Annotated in this window: 17 protein-coding genes; 1 reads left to right on the forward strand and 16 read right to left on the reverse strand. The window is 34.7% G+C overall.

What is annotated here, in order from left to right:
* Positions 1–85 precede the first annotated feature (85 nt).
* The 13 genes from REB14_RS00895 to REB14_RS00955 form a co-directional block, all read right to left on the reverse strand.
* Positions 86–394 (reverse strand): GxxExxY protein, encoded by a 309-nt coding sequence (locus REB14_RS00895; protein WP_309521246.1) that lies wholly within the window; start codon positions 392–394, stop codon positions 86–88.
* A gap of 278 nt (positions 395–672) precedes the next feature.
* Positions 673–1836: a methylmalonyl-CoA mutase family protein gene (locus tag REB14_RS00900; RefSeq protein WP_309521247.1), complete on the reverse strand. Its 1164-nt coding sequence runs from the start codon at positions 1834–1836 to the stop codon at positions 673–675.
* Positions 1837–1920: 84 nt separating this feature from the next.
* Positions 1921–2277, reverse strand: a complete 357-nt coding sequence (locus REB14_RS00905) for an FtsB family cell division protein (protein ID WP_034697620.1) — start codon at positions 2275–2277, stop codon at positions 1921–1923.
* Positions 2278–2280: 3 nt separating this feature from the next.
* The gene (gene udk / locus REB14_RS00910) at positions 2281–2895 is read right to left on the reverse strand and encodes a uridine kinase (protein ID WP_034697618.1); all 615 of its coding nucleotides are present in this window, start codon (positions 2893–2895) and stop codon (positions 2281–2283) included.
* Positions 2896–3104: 209 nt separating this feature from the next.
* Positions 3105–3410 carry an ATP-dependent Clp protease adaptor ClpS gene (locus tag REB14_RS00915; protein ID WP_099049883.1) on the reverse strand — a complete coding sequence of 102 codons (306 nt, stop codon included), beginning with the start codon at positions 3408–3410 and terminating at the stop codon, positions 3105–3107.
* A 10-nt stretch (positions 3411–3420) separates the two neighbouring features.
* Positions 3421–4779 (reverse strand): hemolysin family protein, encoded by a 1359-nt coding sequence (locus tag REB14_RS00920; protein ID WP_309521248.1) that lies wholly within the window; start codon positions 4777–4779, stop codon positions 3421–3423.
* 272 nt (positions 4780–5051) lie between these two features.
* Entirely contained in the window at positions 5052–5915 is an 864-nt protein-coding gene (gene atpG, locus REB14_RS00925; RefSeq protein WP_034695417.1) for an ATP synthase F1 subunit gamma, read from the reverse strand.
* Between the two features lie 76 nt (positions 5916–5991).
* Positions 5992–7569 (reverse strand): F0F1 ATP synthase subunit alpha, encoded by a 1578-nt coding sequence (gene atpA / locus REB14_RS00930; protein ID WP_034695418.1) that lies wholly within the window; start codon positions 7567–7569, stop codon positions 5992–5994.
* 16 nt (positions 7570–7585) lie between these two features.
* Entirely contained in the window at positions 7586–8125 is a 540-nt protein-coding gene (gene atpH / locus REB14_RS00935) for an ATP synthase F1 subunit delta (protein WP_034695420.1), read from the reverse strand.
* Positions 8126–8127: 2 nt separating this feature from the next.
* Complete coding sequence (locus REB14_RS00940; protein WP_034695422.1) at positions 8128–8625, reverse strand: F0F1 ATP synthase subunit B; 498 nt, start codon at positions 8623–8625, stop codon at positions 8128–8130.
* Positions 8626–8707: 82 nt separating this feature from the next.
* A complete protein-coding gene (gene atpE / locus REB14_RS00945; RefSeq protein WP_002979108.1) occupies positions 8708–8902 on the reverse strand; it encodes an ATP synthase F0 subunit C in 195 nt (64 codons plus the stop codon).
* Positions 8903–8949: 47 nt separating this feature from the next.
* Complete coding sequence (gene atpB, locus REB14_RS00950; protein WP_079241864.1) at positions 8950–10047, reverse strand: F0F1 ATP synthase subunit A; 1098 nt, start codon at positions 10045–10047, stop codon at positions 8950–8952.
* 59 nt (positions 10048–10106) lie between these two features.
* On the reverse strand, positions 10107–10478 hold the full coding sequence (locus REB14_RS00955) for a hypothetical protein (protein WP_047374405.1): 372 nt from the start codon (positions 10476–10478) through the stop codon (positions 10107–10109).
* 176 nt (positions 10479–10654) lie between these two features.
* Here REB14_RS00955 and ffh point away from each other — a divergent pair, with 176 nt between their 5' ends.
* Positions 10655–12016, forward strand: a complete 1362-nt coding sequence (gene ffh, locus REB14_RS00960; protein ID WP_034695428.1) for a signal recognition particle protein — start codon at positions 10655–10657, stop codon at positions 12014–12016.
* Positions 12017–12088: 72 nt separating this feature from the next.
* Here the strand turns inward: ffh and REB14_RS00965 are convergent, their stop codons facing one another.
* From REB14_RS00965 to REB14_RS00975, 3 genes are all read right to left on the reverse strand, one after another.
* Entirely contained in the window at positions 12089–12757 is a 669-nt protein-coding gene (locus REB14_RS00965; RefSeq protein WP_079241866.1) for a porin family protein, read from the reverse strand.
* Positions 12758–12829: 72 nt separating this feature from the next.
* Positions 12830–13492: an outer membrane beta-barrel protein gene (locus REB14_RS00970; RefSeq protein ID WP_309521249.1), complete on the reverse strand. Its 663-nt coding sequence runs from the start codon at positions 13490–13492 to the stop codon at positions 12830–12832.
* 75 nt (positions 13493–13567) lie between these two features.
* Complete coding sequence (locus REB14_RS00975; RefSeq protein ID WP_079241868.1) at positions 13568–14212, reverse strand: outer membrane beta-barrel protein; 645 nt, start codon at positions 14210–14212, stop codon at positions 13568–13570.
* Between the last annotated feature and the right edge of the window lie 365 nt (positions 14213–14577).

Raw genomic sequence — 14577 nt, forward strand, 5'->3', positions numbered from 1 at the left:
ATCTGAGGAAATCCATGTAATCTGTGGTGAAATTAAAGTATCCTACAGTTTTCATAAACTTTCGAAGATGATTATTCTTTATTTTTTAGTCTAACTTTCCATTTATCTTTCTAAAAATACTTTTATCAATATAGTCTGTATTAAAGTTAACCAAAATCCCTAATTTCAAATTTGTTAGTTTTAAATATGTTAATAATTGCTGATGATGGATATTTGATATTTCAGTAACTGCCTTAACTTCTATGATTACTTTATCTTCAACAATTATATCTGCTATAAAACCTGAATCAATAAATACATCTTTAAATTTAATATTCATTGAAACTTGGGTCAGTACTCTTAAACCATTATTTTCCAGTTCATAAGCTAAGGCTTTTTCATAAACTTTCTCCAAAAGACCTGGACCTAGTTCGTTGTAAACAGAAAATATAGATTTTCTGATATAAAACTTATCTCATTTTCTTTCATTACATTGTATTTGTATCAAAAGTACAATATTATGAGATACACTATAGTTTCTTAATTTAACCAAAATTCAAATAGAATTTATATTTCAACTTAAACTGGTTTTAATTTTATATAATTGTTCGTATTTAAACTTTTGATAAAAAAATTCACAGAATATTATGAATAATCATCTGTGAAAATCTGTATAATCTGTGGTTAAAAATATTATTCAAACATTTCGGCCCAACGAACGGCTTTTATTTCTTTTTCGTTGTAAAGATCTGCAATAGACTTTTTAATGTCTAATTTAGGGTACAGATTCACTCCGATAAGCTTTATTTTCCCTTCTTCAATCCATTGCTGCTCTTCAATAGCATGATCATAGATTTTTTTCTGAACGACTCCCTGTTTCAAAAGCTCTAAATATCCTCCCGCTTCTTCAATTTCAACGAACAAAGCCCATGCTTTTTCAGCAAACTGCTGAGTAATATCTTCAACATAGTAACTTCCGTTAGAAGCATCTTCAAATACATTGATAATACTTTCGTAAGCCAGAACGATCTGTTGTTTGAAAGAGATCTCTTCTGAATTATCGGTACTTCTGTCAACAAGATAATTGTTAGAGAAAACAGCATCTGCCCCACCAATCATGGCAGAAGCAAGCTCCAGTGTAGAACGGATAAGGTTATTTTCGTTATCAGCAACCGCTTTATTTCGCAGCGAAGTTTCGGCAAAGATGTAAGGAACTTCGTCCAGTCCGTATTCTTTAGAAAGCTGATTAAAAATGATTTTAAAAGCTCTCAGTTTGGCCATTTCAAAGAAATAACTTCCTCCTACAGCTATTCTGAAGATCAGTTTGTTTAAAACTTCAGCACCATATATCTCTGCCAGCTCCTTAGCTTTTGCAAGGGCAATTCCCAGCTGTTGGTAAATAGCAGCTCCAGCATTCTGATGAAGTGAAATATCTATACAAATATTTCTTTTAAAATCTTTTGACAGCAATTCTTTTACCATCTGATCATCAATACTTCCTTCTTTTTCATTAAAGACATCAATCAGCGAAAAATACTGGTCTTCTTCTTTAGGACTTATATGCCCTGCAAGATCTTTATTATTCACAAAAAGAGTTTTCTGATCAAGATTTTCGACATTCTGATCAAGGATGAATGCAAATACTTCTTCTTCCAGACTTTCATGGTATCTAGCTACCAAATGGGTGCTTTCTTCCACTCTGGGCAGGTTTACCAAAGGTTTCTGAACCTCTGTATAAAAAGGCTTTACCTCTACTCCTTCCAGATTCTGTTTTTCTAAAACAGGGTAAATATCTTCTGTTTTAAGCTGTTTTTTGACTAGATTTTCCCAGTTTGAAAGTATATCTGTATTTGACATTAGTTTTTTATTTGTGAATGGTCAATGTGAATTTTTAAATATTCAAAATACATTTCCTCATTGACGTCATTCTATTCAACTTTATTACTTTTTAGCGACTTTTGTACTGTCTACTACCAGAATGAAGATCTCTTCATTTGGTTTTTTCATAAAATAATTTTCTCTTGCGTACTTTTCTTTTTCTGACTTGTTGTTCATCAGTTTTTTATAAAAAGCATCATTTTTCTCATATTCTTTTTTATAATAATCCAGCTGATCTTCATATTTATGAATCTCACCATTCAGTTCATTAATTACAAGAAATGAGGTTTTATCGAAAAAAATCATCCATACCAAAAACAGACAGATCGTAATGGTATACTTATTCAAAACATATTTCTGGATAAGTTTGAATGTTTCAGATTTCGGCTGAATGTCTTTGATAAGGTTGTTTTCTTCCATTTTTTAATGTTTTTTCAACGAATTTTTAATAACGGTAGTTAAAAAATCAATCGCTACGGAATTCTGCTTCATATTGGGGATAATAAGATCGGCATCATTTTTAGACGGCTCGATGAATTCCTGGTGCATTGGTTTCAATGTGGTCTGATAACGGTGTAATACTTCGCTCAGATCTCTTCCTCTTTCCTGAGTATCTCTTCTGATCCTCCTGATCAGTCTTTCGTCAGAATCTGCATGAACAAATACTTTCAAATCAAATTCCTTCAGCAATTCTTTGTTGGTTAAAACAAGAATTCCTTCTACTACCAATACGTTTTTAGGTTCTACAGTAACATGATCTCCTGTTCTGGAATGAGTAACAAAGCTATAAATCGGCTGTTCAATAGACTCATTGTTTTTTAAAGCTTTTACATGTTTTATCAGTAAGTCAAAGTCTATAGATTTCGGATGATCATAGTTTAAAGCTTCTCTTTCCGTCAGTGTAAGACCCTGGTTGTCGTGATAATAATTATCCTGAGAGAGGATATTCATTCCCTCAATATCAAGCTGCTGAAGTATCTTATCAACAACTGTAGTTTTGCCGGATCCTGTACCACCGGCAATTCCTATTACAAGCATTGTTTTTTTGTTTCTTTATAGTTGGTACAAATATACTATTTTAGATAAAATATGGCAATGTAAGTGTATTGAGAAATTAAAAGATTAAAGCATTTAAATATTAAAATATTTTCGGGAAAGCTGCCAGTCTTTATGATTTATTGTTATTACTCAAATTTACTCTCTTGATTTAATAAAAAAATCCGACAATTAATTTGTCGGATTTTATTTTATACGATTTCGCTTGTTAATTCACGCGAAATTAATTTTTCATGCATAGGCTTCAAAACATCCATTGAGCCGGTTTTTACGGTACACTTGCCTTTGTAATGAACCAGAATCGTACATTGCTCAGCTTGTTCCAGGGTATGCTTACATATTTCGATCAGACAGTCTATGACATAATCAAAAGTATGAATATCGTCGTTATGCAATACCAGTTTATAAACTTCATCCGTATCATCTAAAACGAGAACTTCTTCTTCGTACTGACGTTTCGGATTTTCGTAATCTTTTATGCTGTTATAAAAATTCATTCTCATTCTTTTAAACTTCTCCTATTTTATCTGCCAGATGATCTATAGCATTAGGTTCCTGATAAATCAATTCCACAAGTTCCACACTCTTGTTGTTCATTTTCAGAATTTTGAAGTGATAATCCTCAAGATCAAATTCCTGGTTTTCTTCAGGGATTTCTTCCAGCTCATAAAGAATGAATCCTGCCAGTGAGTTGTACTCGCTTTCTTCGGAAAGAGGAAGCTTTTTAGGCAGAAACTCATTGATTTCGTCCAACGGCTGTGTAGCCTGCACCCAATAGGTATTGTCCGCTATTTTATCAACGATTTTTTCTTCATCGTCTTCTTCATCCTGAATTTCTCCTACAAGTTCTTCAAGAATATCTTCTAATGTAATAATACCTTCTGTTCCTCCAAATTCGTCGATAACAATGGCGATATGTTGTTTTTTAAGCTGGAAAGTCTTCAGTAAGTCTGAAACTTTTTTGCTTTCCACCACGAAAAAGGCATCACGCATTAGATCTTTAAGGTCTTCATGATCCAGATCTCCTTTTCTCTTCACAAATTCTCTTATAATTTCCTTTGTGTAGAAAATTCCGATCACGTTGTCAATAGAATCAATATAAACAGGAATACGGGAATAACCGCTGTCCATAATTTTATTGATGATATCATTAACATCTTCTTCAAAGTCTATGGAAGTAATATTCTGTCTTGGAACCATGATCTGCTTGGCAGAATGATCGGTAAAATCAAATGCATTTTTGATGATCTCATAGTTTTCCTCCTCAATTTCTCCACTGTCTGCACTTTGTTTTACCAAAAGCTGAAGTTCTTCCGTAGAGTGAATTTCCTGTTCGGAAGCAGGGTGAATTTTTACAAGTCTTAAGAAACCATTTGACATGGAGTTCATCAACCAGATAAACGGTTTAAAAATAGTATAGAAAACTCTCAACGGAACCGCTGTTGCCATTGTAGTTGCTTCAGATTTTCTGATAGCGATTGATTTTGGAATAAGTTCACCAAACACAATATGCATGATGGTAATCAATACAAAACTTGTCACTACTGAAATGGTAGTAATGGTTGTCTGAGTCAAATTAATGCTCAAAGACGTAAAAATATTTTCAACAATATGATGCAGGGCGCTTTCTCCTACCCAACCAAGGGCAAGGGATGCTAATGTAATTCCTAATTGTGTAGCGGAAAGATATTCATCAAGATGTTTGATGATATGTTCTGCCTGCTTAGCCATAGAGTTTCCTTCTGCGGCTTTTAACTGAATTTGTGAATAACGAACTTTAACAATTGAAAATTCTGCGGCTACGAAGAAGCCATTTAGTAAAACAAGAAATAAGGCCAGCAAAAGCCTGACTATGTCCGAGTCCATTTAGAGGTTGTATAAATTTTATTAGCTACAAAGATATGTAAAATAAAAATAACCTGCCTGAATCCGGGATTGATTATTTCGATGAAGGAATTTTCTTACAAAAATATGGCTTGATATAACATGGCTATTTTTAAATAAAAACAATAATTGGAACAACTGCTCATTTTCTGATGGAAACGGGATTTTTGAATAACCAATGACTGTTTCATCACTATGTAAACAAAAAAGCACCGATAATTTCGGTGCTTTTATTTGTATAATAAAATAATTCTTTATGAATTTTTCAAAGCTTCTGCTCCGGAAACAATTTCCAGGATTTCGTTGGTAATTGCAGCCTGTCTTGCTTTGTTATAGAAGATCACTAGATCATTCTTTAAAGCTTGAGCGTTGTCTGTTGCTTTGTGCATTGCAGTCATTCTCGCTCCGTGCTCAGATGCTACTGAATCTAAGATGGCTTTGAAAACCTGAGTTTTGATAGACTTTGGAATCAAATTATCAAGAATCTCAGTTCTGTTAGGTTCAAAGATATAATCTGTTTCAACCTGTGGCTCAGTGTTTTCCGGCATTGAGATAGGAAGAAGTTTTTCTGTAGTTACTTCCTGAGTAGCAGCATTAACGAATTTGTTATAGATAACATAAACTTCGTCAAATTTACCTTCTCTGAAGCTTGTCATTACCCCTTCAGTGATATGAGCAACTGCATCAAAGTTCAGATTATCATACACAGAACTTCCATTAGCATATACCGTACGGTTTCTTCTTACAGCATCAAATGCTTTTTTACCTACAGGTAGAATTTCAATCTCATATTGAGAATTATTCTGAGACTGAAGGTTAAGCTCTTTTACGATAGAAGAGTTAAAAGCTCCCGCAAGACCTCTGTTTGAAGTAACAGCGATGAATAGTACTCTTTTAACCTCTCTTTTCTGAGCATATACAGAAATCTGATCAGGGTCAGAGCTAGAATTTACATTCTGGATAAGCTCCTGTAATTTTTCAGAATAAGGTCTTAACATTACGATTGCGTCCTGTGCTTTTTTAAGTTTCGCTGCGGAAACCATCTTCATAGCACGTGTAATCTGCATCGTAGATGAAATTGACGTAATTCTGCCTCGTATTTCTTTTAAGTTTGCCATTAATTTGGGTTCAAAGTTTAAGGTCTAAAGTTTAAGGTTTAAAACACTATATTTCAAACCTTAAACATTGAATTTTTTAGTTGTATTTAGAAGCTAAATCGTTAGCTGCCTGCTTAAGAACACCTGTAATATCGTTATCGATTTTTCCAGACTTAATAGCAGCCATTGTATCAGGGTGCTTAGACTTAAGGAACTCGATATATTCGTGTTGGAATTCTTTAATCTTGTTCAATGGAACGTTTCTCATTAAGTTTTCTGTTCCAGCGTATACGATCGCTACCTGACTTTCTACAGGAAGTGGTGCATTTACCGGCTGCTTAAGGATTTCTACGTTTCTTTCTCCTTTAGAGATAACTGCTAAAGTAGAAGCATCAAGGTCAGAACCGAATTTAGCAAACGCTTCTAGTTCTTTATACTGAGCCTGGTCAAGCTTCAATGTACCAGAAACTTTTTTCATTGATTTGATCTGAGCGTTACCTCCTACCCTTGATACAGAGATACCTACGTTGATTGCAGGACGAACCCCTGAGTTGAATAGATCAGACTCCAAGAAGATCTGTCCGTCTGTAATAGAGATTACGTTTGTAGGGATATATGCAGAAACGTCACCAGCCTGAGTTTCGATAATTGGAAGGGCTGTTAATGAACCACCACCTTTTACGATTGGCTTAAGAGACTCTGGCAAATCGTTCATTTGCTTAGCAATTTCGTCATCAGCGATTACTTTTGCAGCTCTTTCCAATAGTCTTGAGTGAAGGTAGAAAACGTCTCCAGGATAAGCTTCACGGCCCGGTGGTCTTCTCAATAGTAGAGAAAGCTCACGGTAAGCAACAGCTTGTTTAGATAAATCATCATAAACGATAAGTGCTGGTCTACCAGTGTCTCTGAAGAACTCACCGATAGAAGCTCCTGCCATTGCAGAATATACCTGCATTGGAACTGGATCTGATGCGTTAGCTGCAACGATTACCGTATAAGCTAAAGCTCCTTTATCAGAAAGAGTTTTAACGATTTGTGCTACAGTAGAAGCTTTCTGACCGATAGCAACATATATACAATATACTGGTTTACCAGCATCAAAGAATTCTTTTTGGTTGATGATCGTATCGATAGCAACAGTCGTTTTACCTGTTTGTCTGTCACCAATGATAAGCTCTCTCTGACCTCTTCCTACAGGGATCATCGCATCAATTGCCACGATACCAGACTGTAAAGGCTCAGTTACCGGCTGTCTGAAGATAACTCCAGGAGCCTTTCTTTCCAATGGCATTTCGTATAAATCCCCAGTAATAGGACCTTTACCATCGATTGGGTTACCAAGAGTATCTACTACTCTTCCTAACATACCTTCTCCTACTTTGATAGAAGAGATTCTGTTTGTTCTTCTTACTGTATCACCTTCTTTTACTAATTTACTTTCACCAAGTAGAGCAACACCCACGTTGTCTTCTTCAAGGTTAAGTACAATACCTTCTACATCACTAGAAAATTTCACCAACTCTCCGTATTGTACGTTTTCTAACCCGTATACACGAGCAATACCATCACCGATGGTTAAAACTGTACCTACTTCCTCAACGTTTGATTGAGTATCGAAGTTGGCCAATTGCTGTTTTAAGATCGCAGATACTTCTGCCGGATTTATTTCTGCCATTGTATGGTTGTTTTTCTTAATTTAATTGGAAATCTTTTTTAACTTGGTTCAATTTTGTCTTCACAGACGCATCTACCTGCTGGTCACCTACTCTCAGAACATATCCTCCAAGAATTTCAGGCTTCACATTTACTTTCAGATCAAAGTTTGAATCAGCATTTACAAGATTGGTAGATCTTAAAATCTGATCAAGGTTTTCTTTTGAAAGCGGAGTTGCTGTTGTAAGTGTTACTCTCTGTACACCACTAAGGTCTTCAACTTTGTTGATGAATTCCTGAGCGATATTTTTCAATTGGTTTTCACGTCCGTGCTTAATAACCAATCTGATCAGGTTCTGAGAAGAGACAGATAAACCTTTGAAAATTTCGTTTGCTACTTCTATTTTCTTTTTAGAATCGATGTAAGGAGTCATGAAAAATTTATTTAAGTCCGCAGACTCTTTCATGATCTTTACTACATCTTTCATTTCAGAAAATACAGTAGCCGTTTGACCTGATTCGTTGGTGAAGTCAAGTAAACCTTGTGCGTATCTTTTAGCTACTTTAGATGTAAGCATTCTTAGTTAAGGTTTGATTTGTTTAAATAATTTTGAACTAATTCGTTTTGAGCTTCGCTGTTGTCTAGCTTTTGCTTCAAGATAGACTCAGCAATGTTTACAGATAAAGTACCAATCTGAGTTTTGATGTCTGCCATTGCAGCATTTTTCTCAGCGTTGATAGTCTGTTTAGCAGCTTCGATCATTTTGTCTCCTTCAGCTTTAGCAACATCTTTAGCTTCTCCTACGATTCTGTCTTTAATTTCTCTGGCTTCTTTAAGGATAGCATCTCTTTCGATTTTAGCTTCACGAATGATTCTTTCGTTATCCTCTTTTAAAGTTTCCATTTCTTTTCTAGCTAATTTAGCTTGATTAAGAGCGTCAACAATAGATGTTTCTCTGTCATTGATAGACGTTAAAATAGGTTTCCAAGCGAATTTACCTAACAAAAATAATAATGCTAGAAAAATTACAGACTGGATAATAAATAACCCTGATGAAAACTGATGAATTAATTCCATTATATAAATGTATAAATAATTATTACTTTTTTAAAGAACCATTACCTGTAACCAACCGTCACAGATAATGGTTTGAATTTAATTAGTTTACTGCGAATAGAGCAGCAAACGCAACACCTTCTACAAGTGCAGCTGCGATAAGCATAGCTGTTTGGATTTTTCCAGATTGCTCAGGTTGTCTAGCGATAGCTTCAAGAGCAGCAGCTCCGATTTTACCAAGACCGATACCTACACCTAGTACTACGATACCAGCACCTACAATTTTAGGGATTTCCATAATATATAATTTTAAAAAATTTGTTTTACTTTAATTTATAATTTCAATTAGTGAGCTGCATGATGTTCGTGCTCGTGCTCTTCTACTGCCATTCCGATAAACAGTGCTGATAACATTGTAAAAATATAAGCCTGTAGGAATGCTACCAATACTTCCAGTAAATAAATTACTAATGTTAAGAATGGGAATGCAACACCTGCGATGAAATTCTTGAATACATAGATCAATCCGATCAAACTCATTACTACGATGTGTCCTGCAGTCATGTTTGCAAAAAGTCGGATCATCAATGCGAATGGTTTAGTGATTGTTCCCAACAATTCGATAGGAAGCATGATCAGTTTCATTGGAACCGGCACTCCTGGCATCCAGAAGATGTGTTTCCAGTAATCTTTGTTCGCTGAGAATGTTGTAATCAAATACGTAAGGATAGCCAGGAAGAATGTCATTGTAATATTACCTGTAACATTGATTCCGAAAGGCATTAATCCAAGAACGTTAAGGAAAAGGATAAAGAAAAACACTGTTAATAAATAACCCATGAATCTCTTATACTTGTGCCCGATATTAGGAATAGCAACTTCGTCTCTCACAAAGATGATTAGTGGCTCTAAGAATCTTGCTACACCTGTAGGAACTGCAGACTTCTTATAAGATTTAGCCATTCCAACAAATAATACAAACATAAAGATTGACACTAATAAAATGATCAATACACTTTTTGTAATAGAAAGATCTAAAGGTTTTACGTTAGTTGGATGACCGTCTTCACCAAGTGTTAAAGTTCCAGCTGCATCAGTCTTGTAGATTTTCTCATGGTGCAATACATAAAAAGAACCGTCTACTTCAGTAGGCTCTCCGTGCATGAACCCTTCTTTGTTACTCATGAAAGAGTGGAAACCGTTATCATAGATAATAACAGGAAGAGGGAAACCGATGTGGTGACCATCTTTATCAACCATCAATGTGAAATCATGTGCATCTAATAAGTGATGATCGATGAACTCTTTGTTTTCTTTGCTTACTTTGTCTTTCTCTGAAAGCTCTTGAGCAGGAGCTGCGCCAGCAGTAGCCTCACCGTGCTGTGCAGACACTAAGTTTAATACAAAAATACTGTAGAATAAAACTGCGAATTTCTTAAACATTGATAGGTTTTTTTCGTTGTGCAAAAATATGATATTTTTTCTAGTTTCAATAAATTATTTTACTGTTTTTTATCATGATTAATCAGCTTGATGGCATAGTATGTAAGCAGGGCTGTCAGGACAAAATAGGGTATAATAAAATGAAATTTATAGCCGGGAATCACTTCAAAGTTCAGTTTTTTTCTGATTAAGTACATCAAACCGAATTTTAAAAGGATCAAACCAATAACAGACAATCCTAAAAATTCCGGTGCTACTCTATTGATTAAGATAATAAGAGTGATCATCATCATAAACATGACGCTTAGAAAAAGGTAAAATTTAATGATCACAATTTCATCCAGGTGAAAAACAAATTTCCAAAGGGAAAAATGCACCAGGAAAGTCAGAAAGAATAAAATGACAACAAGAATATTGGGATTGATTTTCATTCTATATTTTAATTGATCGCAAAAATAGACTTTTTCTATCGGATTATACCATGATTTGATATTTATCATTTTTCTTGTCTATAATAATATTACGTATATATATAATATTACGCGATCAAACACTTTAGATATGCTAAAAATTCCTTATTTTTGCAAACCTATAATTTACAATAAATATGTTTAATAGTTTACAGGATAAATTAGACAAGGCATTACATAATATTTCCGGAAGAGGAAAAATTACTGAAATCAATGTTGCGGAAACCGTAAAGGAGATCCGTAGAGCATTGGTGGATGCCGACGTTAACTATAAAGTTGCCAAAGATCTTACAAAAAGAGTTCAGGATAAAGCATTAGGAGAAAACGTTCTTACTTCCCTTACTCCGGGACAATTGATGACAAAAATTGTTCATGATGAATTGGTAGACCTGATGGGAGGTTCTCAGGAAGGAATTAACCTTTCAGGAAAACCTACTGTAATCCTTATTGCGGGTCTTCAGGGTTCTGGTAAGACAACTTTCTCAGGAAAGCTTGCTAATTATTTACAGACAAAAAGAAATAAAAAACCTTTATTGGTAGCATGTGACGTATACCGTCCTGCAGCAATTGACCAGCTGAAAGTATTAGGAGGACAGATCAATGTTCCTGTTTTTACTGAAGAAGGCTCTACAAATCCTTCTACCATTGCTGAAAATGCAATTAATTTTGCAAAATCAAACGGTCATGATGTAGTAATTGTGGATACGGCAGGTCGTTTGGCCATTGATGAGCAGATGATGAACGAGATTAAATCTGTTCATTACTTCATTAAACCCAATGAAACGCTATTCGTAGTAGACTCCATGACAGGTCAGGATGCTGTGAATACAGCAAAAGCATTCAATGATGCTTTGAACTTTGACGGAGTTGTTTTAACGAAATTAGATGGTGATACAAGAGGTGGTGCTGCACTGACAATCCGTTCTGTTGTTGAAAAACCAATCAAATTTATCTCTACAGGAGAAAAAATGGAAGCTTTAGATCTTTTCTACCCGGAAAGGATGGCAGACAGGATCCTGGGAATGGGAGACGTTGTTTCCTTAGTAGAAAGAGCTCAGGAGCAGTTTGACGAAGAAGAAGCTAAAAAACTTCACAAAAAAATTGCTAAAAACGAATTCGGTTTTGACGATTTCCTTAAGCAGATCAATCAAATCAAGAAGATGGGTAACATGAAGGATTTGATGGGAATGATTCCCGGAGTTGGAAAAGCGATTAAAGACGTAGAAATCAGTGATGATGCATTTAAGCACATTGAAGCGATCATCTACTCTATGACTCCTGAAGAAAGAAGAAGACCTTCTATCATCAATACACAGAGAAAAGGAAGAATTGCCAAAGGTGCCGGAAGAAAAATCGAAGACGTGAATCAATTGATGAAACAGTTCGATCAGATGGGTAAAATGATGAAGATGATGCAGGGACCTCAAGGAAAGCAAATGATGCAGATGATGAGCAAAATGCCAAATATGCCTGGAATGGGTGGAATGTTTGGAAAATAAGAAAGACAAAAATCATTCATAAAAAAACTCTCAGAAATTCTGAGAGTTTTTTGTTTTTATATTGAGATCTGTTTATTTAAACTTATACCCTACTCCTAACTGAAAGAAATTCATTTTTAATGTTTCACCATCCACAGGATTCTTGATCATATTTGTAAGACCAAAACTATAGCGTGCATCTACAAAGAATCCTTTGTATACTTTATAATCTGCCCCTAAGAACAAACCGAAATCAGTAGATTTCAACCCGTCATTCAATTCTCTTTCTAAATAACGCTCCCCTTCTTTAAGTCCTGAAGGATCTACCATACCGGCATTAGGACCACTTATTTCAAATTTTACTTTATTATTTGTTTTAAAGCTTACATAAGGACCTGCGTAAATTCCCAGCTCCGGAGTTGCGTAATACCTTGCGGATACAGGAATTACAATTCTGTTAAGATTCATCTTTTCAGTTACAGTAATGCCTGTGCCTGGTATTCCAACCTCTGCCTTTCCTCCAAGATTAGCATATTCTACTTCTCCCTGAACCGCAAATTTAGCTGTGAATTTGTGCTCAACCAAACCTCCGATATAAAACCCTGATTTTGATTTTAAATTTGCTTCTACCCCTCCCAATTCAAGATCTCCTTCACTGGAATTTAATTTTGATAAAGCATATCCTGCTTTTACACCGAATGTCGTTTGTGCATTCAAACCTGCAAATAAAGCAATTGCAGATGCCAATAAGATTTTTTTCATGATTATTAAATAGTTTTATAGTAAAGAAGCCCTAAGGTGGCTATCTCAGGGCTAATATATCTATTTTATTTATTATTTTGCAAATACATATTTAACTCCAAAAGTCACGGACGTTAAACTGATACCAAATTTGTAATCATCAGTTCTTTTTGCCCCGTCAATATCTCTTTTGTGAGTATTGTACCCGAACTCTCCTATTGTAGCTTCAATTGACCAGTTCTTCGTGATGAAATAGTCCAGCCCTGGCTTGATATTCACCCCAATATTAGTATAGTTATTTTCTCTGTTCAAAGCAGCTGTAAGTAATGGATCCGCATCGTTAATATTACTGTTTGCATTCATTTTTTCCTTACCAAACTCTAATGGAACCTGTAACTGCCCGAAGATGTATAATTTATCCGATAAAGTCCAGTATTTTCTCACGAATGGAGCTACCACAAAAGCATTATCTGTATATTTAACTTCAAATACATTACTGATGGCAGGATTGCCCAATTTGTATTTTGTAACAGCACTTTTATAGCCTATACCAAGTCCCACAGCCAGATTATTAGTAACGAAATACCCCGCTGTAGGAAGGATTCTGATCACATCATCCTTTCTATTGGTTTCAAATTCGTTTTTCTCATTGTGATAATATCCTACCTGACCTGAAAGATAAGAAGTTCCTTTTGCAATCTGTGCATTTGATAAACCGAAAAGCACCACAGCGCCCATCAATACGATTTTTTTCATGATTATTATATTAGTTTTATATAGAAAAAAAGCCCTAAGAGTTTCTCAGGGCTTTCTTGCTATATGCTTTGTTTATTATTTTGCAAATACATATTTAACTCCGAAAGTTACAGAAGATAAATTCAATCCGAAGTTGTAGTTGTTTGTAGCATCACCATCTTTTGGCTTGTAGTTGCTATAACCGAACTCACCGATAGTAGCTTCAATAGACCAGTTTTTGTTTAAGAAATAATCTAAACCTGGTTTAACAGTAACACCGATTTTAGTGTATTTAGCTTCAGTTGAAGTTGAAGTTGAAACTGTATTGTTTCCTATTGTAGTTACAGAGTTAGTTTCAGTTTCAGTTTTTCCAAATTGCATTGGCACTGCTAATTGACCGAAGAAATATAACTTGTCAGATAAAGTCCAGTATTTTCTTACGAATGGAGCAACAACAAAAGCTGGTTGCTTAGTGATGCTTTCCCCTACTGTGTTACCAAGAGTAGTTGTTATAGTGTTCTTTTCAGTTTGGTATCCAACTCCTAATCCAATTGCTAGGTTAGTGTTTACGAAATATCCAACTGTAGGTAATACATTGAAATTTTCTTTTTTATCGTTACCGTTGTTAGATTCTACCTGAGAATAACCAACAGATCCTGATAAATATGTAGTTCCTTTAGCAATCTGAGCGTTTGATAAACCAAAAAGTGCAACAGCACCCGCTAATAATATTTTTTTCATTTTAAAAAATTTTAATACTTTCTGAGGGCAAATTTACAGTGGTCCCCACTAATATTAAAATTTGTTAATGTGATTAATATCATTGTTAAAATTTGGAGTTTTATAAAAATAAATCCTAGTTAAGAGAACTTATTAAGTTTTTCACAAGATTATGAATAAAAAAATCACTTTTTTTCAACAAGAGACAAATATATTTAACTTTTTAAATTTTGCGATTTTTTGCAAAACCCCACCAATTCTGGAGAAATGCTAAAATTAATTAACCTAAACCATTAATTTTAAAGTTATTAACTCTTAAAATTTAAACAAATGTTTATTATTCAAAGCTGTTTTTCCTTATTTCTAATCGTTATACATCCACTCTA

This window comes from Chryseobacterium metallicongregator, assembly GCF_031324065.1.
Lineage (GTDB): Bacteria > Bacteroidota > Bacteroidia > Flavobacteriales > Weeksellaceae > Chryseobacterium > Chryseobacterium metallicongregator.

Excerpts from the sequence above, each read along its gene's own strand:
- REB14_RS00900 (WP_309521247.1), bottom strand. The coding sequence starts at position 1,836 with ATGTCAAATACAGATATACTTTCAAACTGGGAAAATCTAGTCAAAAAA.
- REB14_RS00905 (WP_034697620.1), bottom strand. The coding sequence starts at position 2,277 with ATGGAAGAAAACAACCTTATCAAAGACATTCAGCCGAAATCTGAAACA.
- udk (WP_034697618.1), bottom strand. The coding sequence starts at position 2,895 with ATGCTTGTAATAGGAATTGCCGGTGGTACAGGATCCGGCAAAACTACA.
- REB14_RS00915 (WP_099049883.1), bottom strand. The coding sequence starts at position 3,410 with ATGAATTTTTATAACAGCATAAAAGATTACGAAAATCCGAAACGTCAG.
- REB14_RS00920 (WP_309521248.1), bottom strand. The coding sequence starts at position 4,779 with ATGGACTCGGACATAGTCAGGCTTTTGCTGGCCTTATTTCTTGTTTTA.
- atpG (WP_034695417.1), bottom strand. The coding sequence starts at position 5,915 with ATGGCAAACTTAAAAGAAATACGAGGCAGAATTACGTCAATTTCATCT.
- atpA (WP_034695418.1), bottom strand. The coding sequence starts at position 7,569 with ATGGCAGAAATAAATCCGGCAGAAGTATCTGCGATCTTAAAACAGCAA.
- atpH (WP_034695420.1), bottom strand. The coding sequence starts at position 8,125 with ATGCTTACATCTAAAGTAGCTAAAAGATACGCACAAGGTTTACTTGAC.
- REB14_RS00940 (WP_034695422.1), bottom strand. The coding sequence starts at position 8,625 with ATGGAATTAATTCATCAGTTTTCATCAGGGTTATTTATTATCCAGTCT.
- atpE (WP_002979108.1), bottom strand. The coding sequence starts at position 8,902 with ATGGAAATCCCTAAAATTGTAGGTGCTGGTATCGTAGTACTAGGTGTA.
- atpB (WP_079241864.1), bottom strand. The coding sequence starts at position 10,047 with ATGTTTAAGAAATTCGCAGTTTTATTCTACAGTATTTTTGTATTAAAC.
- REB14_RS00955 (WP_047374405.1), bottom strand. The coding sequence starts at position 10,478 with ATGAAAATCAATCCCAATATTCTTGTTGTCATTTTATTCTTTCTGACT.
- ffh (WP_034695428.1), top strand. The coding sequence starts at position 10,655 with ATGTTTAATAGTTTACAGGATAAATTAGACAAGGCATTACATAATATT.
- REB14_RS00965 (WP_079241866.1), bottom strand. The coding sequence starts at position 12,757 with ATGAAAAAAATCTTATTGGCATCTGCAATTGCTTTATTTGCAGGTTTG.
- REB14_RS00970 (WP_309521249.1), bottom strand. The coding sequence starts at position 13,492 with ATGAAAAAAATCGTATTGATGGGCGCTGTGGTGCTTTTCGGTTTATCA.
- REB14_RS00975 (WP_079241868.1), bottom strand. The coding sequence starts at position 14,212 with ATGAAAAAAATATTATTAGCGGGTGCTGTTGCACTTTTTGGTTTATCA.